This window comes from Streptomyces sp. NPDC090127 (assembly GCF_044746945.1).
Classification (GTDB): Bacteria; Actinomycetota; Actinomycetes; order Streptomycetales; family Streptomycetaceae; genus Streptomyces.
This window is the reverse complement of record NZ_JBIVDE010000004.1, coordinates 465,250-481,152: the sequence shown is the minus strand read 5'-3', so window position 1 is coordinate 481,152 and position 15,903 is coordinate 465,250. Positions and strand designations below refer to the sequence as shown.

Below are 15,903 nucleotides of genomic sequence, written 5' to 3'. Positions count from 1 at the left end.
CGGGATTTCCCGGTGGTTGCCCGAATGTGAACCCCGTGTTACTCAGCTTTCCTCTGTTTCCCGGCCCCGCCGGGCGACCTCGTGCACCTGCGACAACGCGCCGAAACCGGCGGACCGCGAGCGTGGATCTCGAAGTTCGGCGACGCCTCCGCGAGGTGGTGCGAGCGGCACACGGGAACGGTGCGCGGCTCGTCGCTCCCGTCCCGCGTCGTATACGGGGCCCACCGCGAGCAGCGGGAACGTTGCTTCAGGCAGGTCCCGGACGTCGCACCGGAGTCCCGCGGCCGGCGCGGGCGACGTGGCACCGGGGGAGGGCGCCGCCGCCGGCCCGGCTGTCGGTGGGACACGGCAGACTGGGGCGCATGACGACACACTCGGGACACGCGGGCCGAGCGGGCGCGAAGGTCCGCATCGGCCTCCTCGGCACCGGCCCCTGGGCGGCACGGACGCACGCGCCCGCGCTCGCCGCGCACCCCCAGGTGGAGTTCGCCGGCGTCTGGGGCAGGCGGCCCGAGGCCGCGGCCGAACTGGCCGCCGCCTTCGGCACGACCGCGTACGCCGACGTGGACGCCCTCTTCGAGACCTGCGACGCCGTCGCCTTCGCGCTGCCTCCGGACATCCAGGCCGCCCTCGCGGTCCGGGCGGCGGCCATGGGCTGCCACCTGCTCCTGGACAAGCCGGTGGCCACGACGGTCGAGGCCGCCCGGCAGGTCGCCGACCACGCCGCGCTGGCCGGGGTCGCCTCCGTCGTCTTCTGCACCCTCCGCTTCGCGGAGCCGACGGCACGCTGGATCGACGAACAGGCGGCGGCGGGCGGCTGGTTCCTCGGCGAGGCGCACTGGCTCGGCTCGCTCTACGCACCCGGCTCGACGAGCGCGTACGCGGCCTCCCCGTGGCGGCGCGAGAAGGGCGGCCTGTGGGACGTCGGCCCGCACGTCCTCTCCGTCTACCTGCCGATCCTCGGCGACGTCATCGACGTGACGGCCGCCCACGGCCCGGAGGGCACCCACCACCTGATCCTGCGGCACACCTCGGGCGCGAGCAGCACGGCGACGCTCACCCTCGCCGCGCCCCCGCAGGCGGCGGAGGCCGCACTCACGCTGTACGGCGAGCGCGGCCGCTCCGCACTGCCGAGCTGGGACGGCGCGGTGGACGCGTTCGGCCGCGCCCTGGACGCCCTCCTCGAAGCGTCCCGCACGGGCACCCCCCACCCCTGCGACGCCACATTCGGCGCCCGGCTGACGGAGATCCTGACCCAGGCGGAGGAACAGACCCAGAAGACGACCACCCCCTGAGGCGCCTGAGGCGCTGACGAGGGCGCCCGTCAGCGGGACAGGGCGTCCCGTACCGCCTCGTCGGTCCGGGCCACCACAGCCGTGCCGTCGTCGGCGGTGATGATCGGTCGCTGGATGAGCTCGGGGTGCGTGGAGAGCGCCTCGATCCATCGGTCGCGGCTCGCCTCGTCGCGCGTCCAGTCCTTGAGCGCCAGCTCCTTCGCGGCGGCCTCCTGCGTCCGCGCGATGTCCCACGGTTCGAGGCCGAGCCGCTCCAGGACGGCCCGGATCTCGTCCGGCCTCGGTACGTCCTCCAGGTAGCGCCGCACGGTGTAGTCGGCGCCCTCCTCGTCGAGCAGACGCAGCGCGCCACGGCACTTGGAACAGGCGGGGTTGACCCAGATCTCCATGCCGTCCACGGTACCTCTCCCGCCCTGCTCCACCAGCCGTCAAATGCGGTCTGAACAGGGGCGATTGTCAGTGGTAGCGCCTAAAATAGGGGGTGAAGGTGAGGGTCCCGGGGAGGGCCCGCACCCCGCTTTTCGCCAGGAGGTCGCCCATGGCAGTCGCCGTGATCCGGACACCGTCCCTCGAACCCTGGAAGCCCCTCCAGAAGCAGCCGCTCCCCGCGGGTCGCCCCCGCGAGTGGTACGTGAGCCACAACCGTCGCCTGAAGGCCATGCGCCTCGCGATCGTGCTCCTCGACGCGGGTGTCCACGACCCCGCGAAGGCCGGCAACGCGAAGATACGCACCACGGCCGAGCTCCTCGGCATCCACCCGCCCTCCGACACCACCTGCCACATGGTCCGCGCCCTGATCCGCTACGGCCGCTGACCCCGACGCGCGGAAGCACGGCCGAGGCACGGGGAGCATCCGCTCCCCGTGCCTCGGCCGTTCACCACGTCGCACGCACGCCGCTCACTCGCAGGCGACGCCGTCCCCGTCCCGGTCCAGATGACGGCCGTAGCCCGGGTCGCCCGCGCGGATCGGGTCGGCACCGGCGGCCCGTACGGCGGTGCAGTTCTTGTAGTAGACGGAGTCGACGCTGTCCCGCGTGGGCTCGGGAGCGGCGGTCGTGCGCTTCGGCTTCGGCTGGGGCGCGGGAGTCGGCGTGGGCGTCGGTGTCGGCGTGGGCGTCGCCGTCTTCGACGGCTCCGGGCGCAGCTTCGTGCCCGTCCGGGCGGGGCAGTTCGTGCCGGGCGCGACCAGCTGGACCGTGGGGTCCGCGGTCCGCGGCGCGAGCCGGGCGCCGGCCGCCGGATCCTGGAAGCAGACGATCCAGGTCGTGTGGCTCGCGGGCAGCGTGACGTCCGTGTAGGCGGCGGACGCCCTCAGCTCGCCGTCGATCAGCGCCTCCACGGCAGCCTCCGCCTCCGTGAACGCCTTCCCGCCCACGTCCGGCATCAGGACGTCCGCGCTCGGCGTCGGCGCCGCCGAGGTCGCCGCCGCCTGCGTGGCGCTCGCCGACGCCGCCGCCTTCGGCCTGGCGTCGTCCTTCTTCTCCGCGGGCGAGTCGCCGAAGAACGGGAGCACGAACCAGATCGCCGACAGCACCGTGGCCAGGATCTTCTGGTTTCCCTTCCACGGACTCAGCCAGACCAGCGCGATCCCGCCGGGCGGGAAGAGGACCAGGGCCACGACGATCACGGCCGGATGCTGCCACCACCGTCGCCGCACCGGCGGAGGAGGCTGCGTCCCGTACGGGCTCGGATACGGCTGAGGGGGCTGGTTCGAGTACACGGAGCTCCTGGCGGCAGGGCCGCTCGTCGAGCGGCGACACGATACGGAGGGATCGTAAACACCAAGTGAAGATCAGCGCACAGAAGTTGCACATTTTGAGATCTGTCGGGGGAGCGCTCGGGAAACGCCGAGGCCCCGCCGCTCTCCGGAAGAGAGTGGCGGGGCCTCGGGCGACACGGCCGCGGAGGTCGGGGCAGGCCCGACCGGGGCGGTCTAGAGGTCGAAGTAGAGCTCGAACTCGTGCGGGTGCGGGCGCAGCTGGATCGGGGCGATCTCGTTCGTGCGCTTGTAGTCGATCCAGGTCTCGATCAGGTCGGAGGTGAAGACACCGCCGGCCTGCAGGTACTCGTTGTCCGCCTCCAGGGCGTCGAGGACCGCCGGGAGCGAGGTCGGGACCTGCTGGACGTTCGCGTGCTCCTCGGGAGCCAGCTCGTAGAGGTCCTTGTCGATCGGCTCGGCCGGCTCGATCTTGTTCTTGATGCCGTCGAGGCCCGCGAGCAGCAGCGCCGAGAAGGCGAGGTACGGGTTCGAGGACGGGTCCGGCGCGCGGAACTCGACGCGCTTGGCCTTCGGGTTCGAGCCCGTGATCGGGATACGCATGGCCGCCGAGCGGTTGCGCTGCGAGTAGACCATGTTGACCGGGGCCTCGAAGCCGGGCACCAGGCGGTGGTACGAGTTCACCGTCGGGTTGGTGAAGGCGAGCAGCGACGGGGCGTGCTTCAGGATGCCGCCGATGTAGTAGCGGGCGGTGTCCGACAGGCCCGCGTAGCCCTGCTCGTCGTAGAAGAGCGGGTCGCCGTTGGCCCACAGCGACTGGTGGACGTGCATGCCCGAGCCGTTGTCGCCGAAGATCGGCTTCGGCATGAAGGTCGCGGTCTTGCCGTTGCGCCAGGCGACGTTCTTCACGATGTACTTGAAGAGCATCAGGTCGTCGGCCGCGGCCAGCAGCGTGTTGAACTTGTAGTTGATCTCGGCCTGGCCGGCGGTGCCGACCTCGTGGTGCTGGCGCTCGACCTGGAGGCCGACGTTCTCCAGCTCCAGGGAGATCTCCGCGCGCAGGTCGGCGAAGTGGTCGACCGGCGGGGCCGGGAAGTAGCCGCCCTTGTAGCGGACCTTGTAGCCGCGGTTGTCCTCGACCGCACCGGTGTTCCAGGCGCCGGCCTCGGAGTCGATGTGGTAGAAGCCCTCGTTGGCCGTGGTGTTGAAGCGCACGGAGTCGAAGACGTAGAACTCGGCCTCGGGACCGAAGTACGCGGTGTCGGCGATGCCGGTGGAGGCGAGGTACGCCTCGGCCTTCTTCGCGATGTTGCGCGGGTCACGGCTGTACTGCTCGCCCGTGATCGGGTCGTGGATGAAGAAGTTGATGTTCAGCGTCTTGTCGCGGCGGAACGGGTCCAGGCGGGCCGTCGACAGGTCGGCGCGCAGCGCCATGTCGGACTCGTGGATGGCCTGGAAGCCGCGGATCGACGAGCCGTCGAAGGCGAGCTCCTCGGACGGGTCGAACGCCGTCGCCGGGATCGTGAAGTGCTGCATCACTCCCGGAAGGTCACAGAAACGGACGTCGACCATCTTGATGTCGTTGTCCTTGATGAACTTCTTGGCCTCGTCGGCGTTCTGGAACATCCAACTCCTCCTACTCCCGGCCCGGGGCAGGGCGGGGTTGCAGCTCGTTCGTGCGGCCAGTGCGGTGGCACACGCTGGACCCGACCATAGGCAGGCGGGATTTCTCAAGCGTGACCCATTTGTTTCGCCCAAGTTAACCGCCCCGGGCACGCGCGGCAGCCCGGGGCGTCGACGCCGACCCGGGCCGAAGTGATCAAAAACGGGCGCAGTACCGTGGACGCGTGGACAACAGGGAAGCACTCGGATCATGGCTGTCCGGCCCCCGCGCGGCGGCCGAGAACGCAGGCGTCGACTTCGGTTACCGCGGTCAGCAGCTCGGGCTTCCCGAGGAGGGGCCCGGTTCGATCGCCCGCCCGGGTCGCCGGATCGGTGCCCTCGCCGTCGACTGGGCGCTCTGCATGGTGATCGCATACGGCCTCGTCACGGACGGCTACAGCCAGGCGACCGGCAACTGGGCGCTCCTGATCCTGCTCGTCCTGAGCGTACTGACGGTCGGCACCATCGGCTCCACCCCGGGCAAGCGGATCTTCGGCCTGCGGGTCGCCTCGGCGGCCGGCGGCCGGCTCGGCATCCTGCGCGTGCTCCTCCGCAGCGTCCTCGTCTGCCTCGCCATCCCGGCCCTGATCTGGGACCGCGACGGCCGCGGCCTCCACGACCGCCTCTCCGGCGCCGTCCAGGTCCGCGTCTGACACCCGTACGCTCGCGCACCCGTACGCTCGCGCACTCGTACGCACCCGTACGCTCACGCACCCGTACGCTCACGCACCCGTACGCTCACGCACCCGTACGCTCACGCACCCGTACGCACCCGCACTCGTACGCCGAAGGGGCGCCCCGGAACCGGTCGGTTCCGCGGCGCCCCTTCGGCGTCGTCTCGTGGGGTCAGCGCATCTTTCCGCCGCGCGGCATCCGCATGCCCTTCGGCATCGGACCCTTCGGCACCGGCATGTTGCTCATCAGGTCGCCCATCGCCCGCAGCCGGTCGTTGGCCGCCGTCACCTGCGGGCCCGAGAGCACGCGCGGGAGCTTCAGCATGGTCGTACGGACCTTCTTGAGCGGCACCTGGCCCTCGCCGTTGCCGACCACGATGTCGGTGACCGGCACGTCGACGACGATGCGGGCCATCTTCCGCTTCTCGGCCGCGAGCAGCGGCTTCAGCCGGTTCGGGTTGCCCTCGGCCACCAGCACGATGCCCGCCCGGCCGACCGCGCGGTGCACGACGTCCTGGCTCTTGTTCATCGCGATCGCCGGGGTCGTCGTCCAGCCGCGCCCGACGTTCTGCAGCACCGCCGCGGCCGCTCCCGGCTGGCCCTCCATCTGACCGAAGGCCGCGCGCTCGGCGCGCCGCCCGAAGATGATCGCCATCGCCAGCAGCGCCAGGATGAAGCCCAGAACGCCCAGGTAGACCGGGTGCCCGATCAGGAAGCCGATCGCGAGGAGGACACCGAGTACGACGATGCCCACGCCCGCGACGACAAGCCCGACCTTCGGGTCGGCCTTTCGGGTCATCTTGTACGTGAGGGCGATCTGCTTCAGTCGCCCCTGGTTCGCAGCGTCACCGCTGCCCGTGTTTGCCTTCCTCGCCATGTCCTGAAGTTTACGTGGCCCGGGAAGCGTGGCCAGCCACGGCCTCCATCACATGCTGGGCCTCGACCCGGTCCTTGGCCCGGCGGCGGTCCTCCAGGACCGACGTCCAGGCGTTGCGGCGGGCGGTTCGCTGGCCGCCGGAGAGCAGCAGCGACTCGACGGCCTTCAAGGCGTCGGTGACGGACGGGATGGCGGTGGCACGGACGTGTGTCGCGGCCTGCATGACGGGGGTCCTCCCTCAAGCGCGGATGAGATGAGGTGGGGGGCGGGGCGGCGAGCGGTGCTCACGGTGTGGCGGTGAGTGAAGCCAGGCTCACAGACTGGTGTTACCAGTGCGTGACCCGGCGGTCAAACACTGATGAAAGGTTGATGGGGCCATCTGCACGCCTCCGTGCACGCCGACGCGGCCCGTACGCACCCCTGACCTGCGGGGGCGTACGGGCCGCGGCGGATCCGGCCACTACCAGCCGGTAACTGCTTGTGCGCGAGTTCACACAGTCCGGGCTCGGGTCACCCGGAGCTCAGACCGCCTGGGTCGCGTTGTCGACCGCGTCGCGCTTCTCGATCGCCTGCTGGAACAGCCGTCCCGCGCGGTACGAGGACCGCACCAGCGGGCCCGACATCACACCGGAGAAGCCGATCTCGTCGGCCTCCTCCTTCAGCTCCACGAACTCCTGCGGCTTCACCCAGCGCTCCACGGGGTGGTGCCGGACCGACGGACGCAGGTACTGCGTGATCGTGATCAGCTCGCAGCCGGCCGCGTGCAGCTGCTGGAGCGCCTCGCTGATCTCCTCGCGGGTCTCGCCCATGCCGAGGATCAGGTTCGACTTCGTGACCAGACCGTAGTCACGGGCCCGGGTGATGACGTCCAGCGAGCGCTCGTAGCGGAAGCCGGGGCGGATCCGCTTGAAGATCCGCGGCACCGTCTCGACGTTGTGCGCGAAGACCTCGGGGCGCGAGGCGAAGACCTCGGCGAGGAGCTCCGGCACCGCGTTGAAGTCGGGGGCGAGCAGCTCGACCTTGGTACGGCCGTCGGCGCGGTCCGCGGTCTGCTCGTGGATCTGGCGCACGGTCTCCGCGTACAGCCAGGCGCCGCCGTCCTCCAGGTCGTCGCGGGCGACGCCGGTGATGGTGGCGTAGTTCAGGTCCATCGTGACGACCGACTCGCCGACGCGGCGGGGCTCGTCACGGTCCAGCGCCTCGGGCTTGCCCGTGTCGATCTGGCAGAAGTCGCAGCGCCGTGTGCACTGGTCACCTCCGATGAGGAAGGTGGCCTCGCGGTCCTCCCAGCACTCGAAGATGTTGGGACAGCCCGCCTCCTGGCAGACCGTGTGCAGCCCCTCGCTCTTCACGAGACTCTGCATCTTCGTGTACTCGGGACCCATCTTCGCCCGGGTCTTGATCCACTCGGGCTTGCGCTCGATGGGGGTCTGGGCGTTACGGACCTCCAGGCGCAGCATCTTGCGTCCGTCGGGTGCGACTGCGGACACGACCGGCTCCCTGTAGCTTCGATTCTTCGGCGCACACCAGGGTACGCCCGTTGTTCATGCGGTTTCGTCTACGCCTGGCCAACCTGTGGCCAGGGCTCGGCATTCCCTAGGCGGGGGCGACCACGGGCGCCTCTGGGCGCTCGATCTCCCGCGGCTTCGGCTCGGCGTTCTCCAGGACCGCCCGCAGGTGCTTCTCGACGACCGGCAGGACCTCGTCGATGGTGATGTCCCGGCCCAGCTCGCTCGCCAGCGAGGCCACGCCCGCGTCGCGGATCCCGCACGGGATGATCCGGTCGAACCAGACGTTGTCCGGGTTCACGTTCAGGGCGAAGCCGTGCATCGTGACGCCCTTGGCGACCCGGATGCCGATCGCCGCCAGCTTGCGGTCCTCGCGGCGCTGGCCGGCGTTGGACGGGGCGTACTCGGGCCCGTCGAGGCGCGGGTCGAACTCCTCGTCGGTCAGCCGGGGGTCGAAGTCCAGCGAGAGCCCGCCGAGCGCGGGGCGCTGCTCGACCGGGTCGCCCAGCACCCAGACCCCGCTGCGGCCCTCGACGCGGGTGGTCTCCAGGCCGAACTCGGCGGCCGTGAGGATCAGCGCCTCCTCCAGGCGGCGGACGTGTGCGACGACGTCGACCGGGCGGGGCAGCTTCAGGATCGGGTAGCCGACCAGCTGGCCCGGACCGTGCCAGGTGATCTTGCCGCCCCGGTCCACGTCCACGACCGGCGTCCCGTCCAGCGGGCGCTCGTTGTCCGCCGTCCGCCGACCCGCCGTGTAGACGGGCGGGTGCTCCAGGAGCAGGCACGTGTCGGGGACCTCGTCGGCGAACCGGGCGGCGTGCACCTCGCGCTGCTTGTCCCAGGCCACCTGGTACTCGACGGCTTCCTCGCCGAAGCCCAGACGGACGAATCGCAGCTCACTCACGGCAATGCCTCCTCCTGCGCCGGGGCCGGGTGCCGGGGATCATCCCGGGCCGGTCGGCACCATGCGTCATTCGCGCCCATGCCACTGTACGGCGGCGCCGTGGAAGCGGGTCCGGCAGGTGGAGACGGGCCCCGGGGGGCCGGGGCGGTAAATCCCGCCGCTGAATCCTCACACGATCGGATGAATGTGGGGCGAAGGTGGCGGTATAGGCGGTGAGGGCCGCTAAATTCACGCCGTTCCATGAGGGTCCACACGGGCTTCCCCCCCCGGGCCCGGAAGGCAGGAGACCGCACAGCTGATGACGGAACGACCCCCGCAGCGCATCCCGAACCGACAGCTCGCCGCGCTCATCGCGGAGGCCGGGTTCTCCAACGCGGGCCTGGCCAGACGGGTCGACCAGCTCGGCCTGGAACACGGACTCGACCTGCGGTACGACAAGACCTCCGTGACCCGCTGGCTGCGCGGCCAGCAGCCGCGGGGCACCACGCCCGCCCTCATCGCCGAGGTCTTCACCCGGCGACTCGGCCGCCGTCTCTCCGCACAGGACCTCGGGCTCGACGCCTGCGCTCCGGTCTACGCGGGCCTGGAGTTCGCCGCCTCGCCCGAGGAGGCGGTCGACATCGTCAGCGGGCTGTGGCGCAAGGACTCCGGCAGCCACGCCGAACTCCGCAAGATCGCCTTCACCCCCGCGGGCCTCGTCGTCCCCAGCCGGGACTGGCTGATCGGCCGCGCCGACGAGCGGGTGGCCCGGGGCGAGACGGCGGCGCCCAACGGGCGGCTCGGCGCGGACGGCCGGCTGGCGCAGGACCCGCGTGTCCCGCCGCAGAGCCGGCTCTCGGTGCCCCGGCAGCGCGGCACGGACCGGGGGCCGGGGCAGCGGGTCTCCAGCGGCGACATCGCCGCGCTGCGCTCGGTCGGCGAGCTCTTCCGCACCCTCGACCACGCCTACGGCGGCGGCCACGCCCGCCAGGCCCTCGTGCGCTACCTGGAGCACGAGGCCGAGCCGATGCTGCGCGGCACGTACGGCGAGTCCGTCGGCCGCCGTCTGTTCGCGGCGGCGGCCGACCTGACGCGGCTGGCCGGCTGGACCTCGTACGACATCGCCGCGCACGGACTCGCCCAGCGGTACTTCGTCCAGGCGCTGCGGCTCGCCCAGGCGGCCGGGGACCGGGCCTACGGCTCGTACGTCCTGATCACCATGAGCCGTCAGGCCGTCTACCTCGGCCACGGGCGCGAGGCCGTGCAGCTGGCCCGGGTCGCCCAGCAGGGCGTCGGCTCGGCCGCGCCGCCTGTCGTCCAGGCCCTGCTGCACTCCGTGGAGGCGCGCGGGCACGGCGTGCTGGGCGAGGCGCGGGCGTGCGGCTCCGCGCTGGCCCGGGCCGAGCGCGCGCTGGAGGCGGCCAGGCCCGGGGACGACGTGCCGTACTGGGCGCGGCCCTTCGACGAGGCGCAGCTCGCGGACGAGTTCGGGCACTGCCACCGCGACCTCCAGCAGTACCGCGCCGCCGCCCAGCACGCCGAGCGCTCCCTCCAGCTCCGCGCCCCCGGCTTCGCCCGCAGCCGGCTCTTCTGCCGGGTGGTGCTGGCCTCCGCCCGGCTCGGCCTCGGCGAACTGGACCAGGCCTGCGCCCTCGGCGCGGAGGCGGCCCAGCAGGCCTCCGAGATGCGCTCGGCCCGCGCGCTGGAGTACGTCCGCGACTTCGAGCGCCGCCTGGAGCCGTACCGCGACGCGGCCGCGGTCCGTACCTACCGCGACCGCGTGGCGGCGATCGGCTGAGCCGCGGGGGCCCGCCGGGTCCGGAGGGGTCCTGCCGGGCAGGGCCCGCCGGCCCCAGGGAGTCCGCGAGACCCCGCTACGCCACCGCCTCCGCCTCCGCGGGGGCGGTCTGCGGCGTGGGGACGCCCAGGTCCGTCAGGAGCGCGTGGGCGGCGCGGTGGGCCGAGGTGAGCGCGCCCTGGGGCGTGGACGTGTCGCGGTGGTCGCCGCAGACGTAGAGGCCGGCGAGCAGCCGGACCGGCCGGCGCGGGTCGTGCGGCGGGCGCATCGCCGGGATCGCCTCGGGCGTGTGGTGGAGCGCGAGCAGCTCCCACTCGTCGGTCGACGTCCCGTACAGCGTCGCGAGGTGTTTGCGGACCCGTCGCTCCATGTCGTCGGGCGGGGTGCCGAGGACCGTCGAGGTGACCAGGACCCGGCCGTCGGGGGCGCGGGTGGGGTCGACGGCGCTCATGACCGCCGTGTGCGCGACCGGGCCGCCCGGGTCGGACTCCAGGAGCAGCACCGGGTCCTGCGCGGGCGCCTCGGGGGCGGTGTGGTGCAGCACCGTCACCGCGTGGAAGTCGGGTACCCGCAGCCCCGGCAGCAGCTCGGCCGCCGTCCGCGCGCCGGTCGCCAGGACGACCGAGCGGCAGCCGAACACCCCGTGCTCCGCCGTCTCGACCCGGTTGATCGCGACCTCCGTGGCCCGGACCCCGGTCCGCACGGTGCCCGGCGGCAGCGCCGCCGCCAGCAGTTCGGGCAGCGTCCCCGAGCCGCCCTCCGGCACCGACAGCCGTCCCCGGGCGAACGCCCGCAGGGCCAGGTCGGCGTAGCGGCTGGACGTGCCCAGGTCGGGGTCGCCGAGCAGGGCCGCGACCAGCGGCCGCAGCACCCCCTGGACCGTGCGGGCGGGCAGCCGTGCCGTCAGGGCCTCGCGCGCGGTCCGCTCCTGACGCGTCAGCAGGCGCTGCGCGGGCGTGGCCGCGAGCCGGGCCAGGGACGCGCCGAGGCGCGCCTGGTCCAGCGAGGCCGCCGGATTGCGGGGGGCGCTCGCAAGGGCGCGCGCCACCGTGTACGCGCCCCCTACGCGCCAGGGCGCGTGCGAGGACGCCCACCCGTGCGCGGCTCCCCGGCCGGTGGCGCGACGGCGCGGGTGCGGGAACGGTTCGCCGATCCTCACGTACCGGCCGTCGCTGTGCACCAGGGCGCCCGGCGCGAACGGCCGCAGCGTCACCCCGGCGAGCCCCCGGGTGCGCAGCAGTTCGGCGTACGACGACGTGAGCGGCGGTCCCACCCGGTCGAGCAGGAAGCCGTCGACGTCCTCGGTGAGCGACCGGCCGCCGACCCGGGGGCCGGCCTCCAGGACCGTGACCCCGAGTCCGGCGCCGGTCAGCCGGTGCGCGGCCGCGAGGCCCGCGATCCCGGCTCCGACGATGACGACGTCCGTGACGGTGTCCGTGTCGACATCCGTGTGGCGTGCGGTACTGAGCACGTGCCCCTCCCCAGGTCGGCGCGGCTTGGTGGGAGGCCTATGCCCCCAACCGGCCCCCGGAATGCCCGTGTTCGCATTCAGGGCCTGCCAGCCTCGGGCAGCCGCGCCCACCCGCGCCAGCGGCGCGCACCGGGGTGCACGGAGCACGGGGTCGCACCGCGTGGGGTCAGGCGGCCGCCCGGATCGATTCGTCGATCGTCGGGAAGGCGAAGGAGAAGCCCGACTCCACCAGGCGGCCCGGCAGCACCCGCTGACTGCCCAGCACGTCCTCCGCGAACTCACCGAGCGCCAGGCGCAGCGCCGGCGCCGGGACGGGGAAGAGCGTCGGGCGGCGCAGGACCCGGCCCATCGCCGCGGTCACCTCCCGGTTGGTGACCGGTTCCGGAGCCGTCAGGTTCACCGGCCCCGCGAGGGACTCCGTGTCGAGCAGATGCCGCAGGGCGGCCACCTCGTCGTGCAGCGAGATGAAGCTCCAGTACTGCCGGCCGTCGCCCAGTCGTCCGCCGACCCCGGCGCGGAACACCGGGAAGAGCCGCCCCCACGCGCCGCCCTCGGCGGCCACCACCAGGCCCGTGCGGGCGTACGCGACCCGGATCCCGGCCTCCTCGGCCGGGGCGGCCGCCGCCTCCCACTCCACGCACACCGAGGGCAGGAAGCCCTCGCCGGCGGGCGCGCTCTCGTCCACGGCGCGTGAGCCGGTGTCGCCGTAGTAGCCCAGTGCCGTGCCGCAGACCAGGACCTTCGGCGGCTCGGCCAGCGAGGCGAGGGCCTGCGCGATCGCCCGCGTACCGAGCACGCGGCTGTCGCGGATCTCCTTCTTGTACGCCTCGCTCCACCGGCGCTCGCCGACGCCCGCGCCCGCCAGGTGCACGACCGCGTCGACGCCGACGAGCCCGGCCGCGTCCACGTGCAGCCGGGCGGGGTCCCACTCGATCTCGTCCGCGGTCCGGGCGGGGCGCCGCACCAGGCGGCAGACGTGGTGGCCGTCGGCGCGCAGGGAGCGCACCAGGGCCGAGCCGATGAGTCCGGAGGCGCCGGTGACGGCGATGCGGGAGCGTTCCATGCGCCCATCCTGCCCTTCCGGGCCCGCCCGTGGCACAGTGGCCGCCATGATCATGCCGGAGACGCGCATACGGACGGCCGTTCCCGCCGACGAGAGTGCCCTGGGGGAACTCGACCGGTCCACCTGGTCGCCGCTGCACGCCGTGCAGCCCGCGCCCGAACCCCCGTACCGGCCGTTCTTCGACGAGCGGCACCGGCCCGAGGAGTACCTCGTCGCCGAGCACGCCGGGGAGGTCGTCGGCTATCTGCGGCTCGCCGCCGCCACCCCGCTCGCCTGCAACCGGCACGTCCGCCAGATCCAGGGCCTCGCCGTGGCGGAGAGCGTGCGGGGCCGGGGCGTGGCCCGCGCGCTGCTGCGCGCCGCCATGGCCGAGGCCCGGCGCCAGGGCGCGCGCCGGATCACCCTGCGCGTCCTCGGCCACAACGCCCCGGCCCGCGCGCTCTACGCCTCCGAGGGCTTCGCCGTCGAGGGCGTCCTGCCCGGCGAGTTCCTCCTGGCCGGCGCGTACGTCGACGACGTCCTGATGGGCCGCTCGCTCGGCGACCTCACGCGCTAGGCGTCAAGGGGCAGCCTCGCCCGGCGGCCCTTCGCCCACGCCCTGGGGCGTCAAGGGCCCAGCCGCCCTCCGCCCGCGCCCTGGGGTGTCGAGGGGCCCGCCTCGCCCGGCAGCCCCCGTGCTCACCCTCTACGGAGTCAACGGGCCCATCCCGCCCATCAGTTCACGCAGGCAGCGCACCGCGAGCTCGGCCGGGGAGCCCGGGCCGCGGACCGGCGCGTCCGTCTCCGCCCAGGCCTCCAGGGCCACCCGGATCGCGTCCGTGGCCGCCGCCGCCGCGAGCCGTACCTCCAGCGGGTCCGCGTCGGGGCCCGCCAGCTCGGCCACGACGGCGAGCAGCTTCTCCTCCGACTCCTGGTTGACCCGGTACCAGACCGCCCGCAGCGCCGGGTCCTCGGCCGCCGCCCGCAGTAGCCCGCGCGTCCGGCGCAGCCCCTCGGCCGCCTCCTCGTCGGCCCCCGCGAGCGCCTCGGCGACCGACCGTTCGAGGGCGGTCGGCACCGTCGACCCCGGCTCCGCCGCCGCGAGCGACTCCCGCCAGCGGTCGGCGCCGCCCGCGAGGAGCGGGGCGACGGCGTCCTGCTTGGAGCGGAAGTAGCGGTAGAAGGTGCGCAGCGCGACCCCGGCGCGCAGGGCGATGTCCTCCGCCGTCGTGCCGTCCGGGCCGCGCTCGGTGAAGAGCTCCGCGGCGGCGCGCGCGATGTCGAGCTGGGTGGCCGCCTTGCGGCGCTCGGTCAGGGAGGTGGGCCTGGTGGGGGGCTGGGTGCTCACCGTACGAGGGTACGCCCGCCCCTGCCGTCCGTGCATTTCATGCAGCTATGGCAAAACGTGCCACCCAGGCGTACGGTGTCTCTGCGTCGAAGAATCGGGGCATCAGAAGCTCGCCGTCGAGAGGTCGGACAGGACATGAACCGCTACGAAGGACGCCGCGCACTGGTCACCGGTGGCGGCTCCGGCATCGGCCAGGCCACCGTGTTGCGCATGCTCGCCGAGGGCGGCCTCGTCGTCGCGGCGGACATCAGCGAGGACGGCCTCGAGGACACCGTCGCCAAGGCCGGCGCCGCCGCCGCCCGGCTGACCACACTGGTCGTGAACGTCGCCGACGAGACCTCGGTACGCGACGGGGTCGCCGCCGCCGTCACGGCCCTCGGCGGCCTGGACGTCCTGGTCAACGCGGCCGGTGTGCTGCGCTCCTCGCACACCCACGAGACCAGCCTCGCCGCCTTCGAGCAGGTCCTCCGGATCAACCTCACCGGCACGTTCCTGGTGATCCGCGAGGCGATCCCGGCCCTCCTGGCGGGCGACGGCTCCGCCGTCGTGAACTTCTCCTCCACCTCGGCGCTCTTCGCCCACCCCTACATGGCCGCCTACGCGGCCAGCAAGGGCGGCATCCAGTCGATGACGCACGCGCTCGCCGCCGAGTACGCCAAGCAGGGCATCCGCTTCACCGCCGTCCAGCCCGGCTCCATCTCCTCCGGCATGACCGACGGCACCGGCGCCAGCCGCCAGAGCGTCGGCCCCGGCCTGCCCGAGGACGCCGACCTGTCCCTCTTCATGAAGCTCGCCCCGGCCCTCGGCCAGGGCTTCGCCGGCCCGGAGACCGTCGCCGGCGTCGTCGCGATGTTGGCGAGCGAGGACGGGACGTTCATCACCGGCACCGAGGTCCGCATCGACGGCGGCACCCACTTCTGACGGTCGCCGCCGGGCCCCGGCTCGGCGGAGAGGCCCGACAAGCCGGTACGGGCCTGGGGTGGGACGGCCCCCAGGCCCGTACCTTCGACGCCTCGGCCCCCGGCCTCAGCCGCCGACCTGGGCGCCGAAGCGGCCCCACAGACGCGGGTAGCGGGCCTCCAGCGCGCGGTCGTCCTCCAGGTCGAAGGCGGTGCCCTCCGGCTCCGCCGGCTGCGGCGGGATACCCAGGTCCGGCGCCTCGATCCCGGTCAGCTGCTCGTACGCCTCGTCGGCGGCGAAGCCCAGCTCCTCGCCGTCGCCGTCGATCTCCTCGTCGAAGTCCTCCAGGAGCTCGGCCAGAGCGTCCGGATCGTGCACGGCGCCCTCGAAGACCTCCCGGCCCTGACCGATGAGCCAGCAGCGGAAGTAGTCGAAGGCGTCGTCGCTCGCCCCGTCCAGCAGCACCGCCGCCGCGCCCCACAGATCCCAGCGGTACGCGCGGTTGTAGCGGGCCTCGAAATGGCGGGCGAAGTCGAGCACGGAGTCGGGATCGAGCTGCGACAGCCGTTCGACGAGCAGGTCGGCGTGTTCCTCCGGGTCGCCCTCGGCGGCCTCTCGGGTCGAGTCGACGATCTGCCAGAACTCCGTTTCGTCCATCACGGCATCCAGCATCGACCGTGGGGGAGGGCGGCGCACCCGGAAACGGCCAAAATCAAATCGGACAGGAG

General features: G+C 73.1%; 17 protein-coding genes. 6 read left to right on the top strand and 11 right to left on the bottom strand.

Annotation, left to right across the window (positions count from 1 at the left end):
* Nucleotides 1-362 precede the first annotated feature (362 nt).
* Nucleotides 363-1,295: a Gfo/Idh/MocA family protein gene (locus ACIPPS_RS17760; RefSeq protein ID WP_401432498.1), complete on the top strand. Its 933-nt coding sequence runs from the start codon at nucleotides 363-365 to the stop codon at nucleotides 1,293-1,295.
* Nucleotides 1,296-1,324: 29 nt separating this feature from the next.
* Here ACIPPS_RS17760 and ACIPPS_RS17755 read toward each other — a convergent pair whose 3' ends face one another.
* Nucleotides 1,325-1,684 carry an arsenate reductase family protein gene (locus ACIPPS_RS17755; protein WP_401432496.1) on the bottom strand — a complete coding sequence of 120 codons (360 nt, stop codon included), beginning with the start codon at nucleotides 1,682-1,684 and terminating at the stop codon, nucleotides 1,325-1,327.
* 149 nt (nucleotides 1,685-1,833) lie between these two features.
* Between ACIPPS_RS17755 and ACIPPS_RS17750 the strand changes: the two genes are divergently transcribed.
* The gene (locus tag ACIPPS_RS17750) at nucleotides 1,834-2,109 is read left to right on the top strand and encodes a hypothetical protein (RefSeq protein WP_401432493.1); all 276 of its coding nucleotides are present in this window, start codon (nucleotides 1,834-1,836) and stop codon (nucleotides 2,107-2,109) included.
* A gap of 84 nt (nucleotides 2,110-2,193) precedes the next feature.
* On the opposite strand, the gene ACIPPS_RS17745 is transcribed toward ACIPPS_RS17750, so the two are convergent.
* Both ACIPPS_RS17745 and glnA read right to left on the bottom strand, forming a co-directional pair.
* Nucleotides 2,194-2,922: an excalibur calcium-binding domain-containing protein gene (locus ACIPPS_RS17745; RefSeq protein WP_401432490.1), complete on the bottom strand. Its 729-nt coding sequence runs from the start codon at nucleotides 2,920-2,922 to the stop codon at nucleotides 2,194-2,196.
* A 306-nt stretch (nucleotides 2,923-3,228) separates the two neighbouring features.
* On the bottom strand, nucleotides 3,229-4,638 hold the full coding sequence (gene glnA / locus ACIPPS_RS17740; protein ID WP_401432487.1) for a type I glutamate--ammonia ligase: 1,410 nt from the start codon (nucleotides 4,636-4,638) through the stop codon (nucleotides 3,229-3,231).
* Between the two features lie 221 nt (nucleotides 4,639-4,859).
* Between glnA and ACIPPS_RS17735 the strand changes: the two genes are divergently transcribed.
* Nucleotides 4,860-5,327 (top strand): RDD family protein, encoded by a 468-nt coding sequence (locus ACIPPS_RS17735; protein ID WP_401432484.1) that lies wholly within the window; start codon nucleotides 4,860-4,862, stop codon nucleotides 5,325-5,327.
* A 193-nt stretch (nucleotides 5,328-5,520) separates the two neighbouring features.
* Here ACIPPS_RS17735 and ACIPPS_RS17730 read toward each other — a convergent pair whose 3' ends face one another.
* From ACIPPS_RS17730 to lipB, 4 genes are all read right to left on the bottom strand, one after another.
* Nucleotides 5,521-6,225, bottom strand: a complete 705-nt coding sequence (locus ACIPPS_RS17730; protein ID WP_401432481.1) for a DUF4191 domain-containing protein — start codon at nucleotides 6,223-6,225, stop codon at nucleotides 5,521-5,523.
* Nucleotides 6,226-6,235: 10 nt separating this feature from the next.
* Nucleotides 6,236-6,448 carry a hypothetical protein gene (locus tag ACIPPS_RS17725; RefSeq protein WP_401432479.1) on the bottom strand — a complete coding sequence of 71 codons (213 nt, stop codon included), beginning with the start codon at nucleotides 6,446-6,448 and terminating at the stop codon, nucleotides 6,236-6,238.
* A gap of 298 nt (nucleotides 6,449-6,746) precedes the next feature.
* Nucleotides 6,747-7,715 (bottom strand): lipoyl synthase, encoded by a 969-nt coding sequence (lipA, locus tag ACIPPS_RS17720; protein ID WP_401432476.1) that lies wholly within the window; start codon nucleotides 7,713-7,715, stop codon nucleotides 6,747-6,749.
* A gap of 106 nt (nucleotides 7,716-7,821) precedes the next feature.
* On the bottom strand, nucleotides 7,822-8,637 hold the full coding sequence (gene lipB / locus ACIPPS_RS17715) for a lipoyl(octanoyl) transferase LipB (protein ID WP_401432474.1): 816 nt from the start codon (nucleotides 8,635-8,637) through the stop codon (nucleotides 7,822-7,824).
* Nucleotides 8,638-8,935: 298 nt separating this feature from the next.
* Here lipB and ACIPPS_RS17710 point away from each other — a divergent pair, with 298 nt between their 5' ends.
* Nucleotides 8,936-10,414, top strand: a complete 1,479-nt coding sequence (locus ACIPPS_RS17710) for a regulator (RefSeq protein WP_401432471.1) — start codon at nucleotides 8,936-8,938, stop codon at nucleotides 10,412-10,414.
* A gap of 76 nt (nucleotides 10,415-10,490) precedes the next feature.
* Here ACIPPS_RS17710 and ACIPPS_RS17705 read toward each other — a convergent pair whose 3' ends face one another.
* Together ACIPPS_RS17705 and ACIPPS_RS17700 are read right to left on the bottom strand one after the other, a co-directional pair.
* Nucleotides 10,491-11,885 (bottom strand): NAD(P)/FAD-dependent oxidoreductase, encoded by a 1,395-nt coding sequence (locus tag ACIPPS_RS17705; RefSeq protein WP_401432469.1) that lies wholly within the window; start codon nucleotides 11,883-11,885, stop codon nucleotides 10,491-10,493.
* Between the two features lie 166 nt (nucleotides 11,886-12,051).
* The gene (locus ACIPPS_RS17700) at nucleotides 12,052-12,948 is read right to left on the bottom strand and encodes a TIGR01777 family oxidoreductase (protein WP_401432466.1); all 897 of its coding nucleotides are present in this window, start codon (nucleotides 12,946-12,948) and stop codon (nucleotides 12,052-12,054) included.
* Nucleotides 12,949-13,000: 52 nt separating this feature from the next.
* Between ACIPPS_RS17700 and ACIPPS_RS17695 the strand changes: the two genes are divergently transcribed.
* On the top strand, nucleotides 13,001-13,504 hold the full coding sequence (locus ACIPPS_RS17695; RefSeq protein ID WP_401433125.1) for a GNAT family N-acetyltransferase: 504 nt from the start codon (nucleotides 13,001-13,003) through the stop codon (nucleotides 13,502-13,504).
* Between the two features lie 129 nt (nucleotides 13,505-13,633).
* Here ACIPPS_RS17695 and ACIPPS_RS17690 read toward each other — a convergent pair whose 3' ends face one another.
* A complete protein-coding gene (locus ACIPPS_RS17690; RefSeq protein WP_401432464.1) occupies nucleotides 13,634-14,275 on the bottom strand; it encodes a TetR family transcriptional regulator in 642 nt (213 codons plus the stop codon).
* A gap of 135 nt (nucleotides 14,276-14,410) precedes the next feature.
* Here ACIPPS_RS17690 and ACIPPS_RS17685 point away from each other — a divergent pair, with 135 nt between their 5' ends.
* A complete protein-coding gene (locus ACIPPS_RS17685; protein WP_401432461.1) occupies nucleotides 14,411-15,196 on the top strand; it encodes an SDR family NAD(P)-dependent oxidoreductase in 786 nt (261 codons plus the stop codon).
* A gap of 105 nt (nucleotides 15,197-15,301) precedes the next feature.
* Here the strand turns inward: ACIPPS_RS17685 and ACIPPS_RS17680 are convergent, their stop codons facing one another.
* Entirely contained in the window at nucleotides 15,302-15,832 is a 531-nt protein-coding gene (locus tag ACIPPS_RS17680) for a DUF4240 domain-containing protein (protein ID WP_401433123.1), read from the bottom strand.
* Nucleotides 15,833-15,903: the final 71 nt, after the last annotated feature.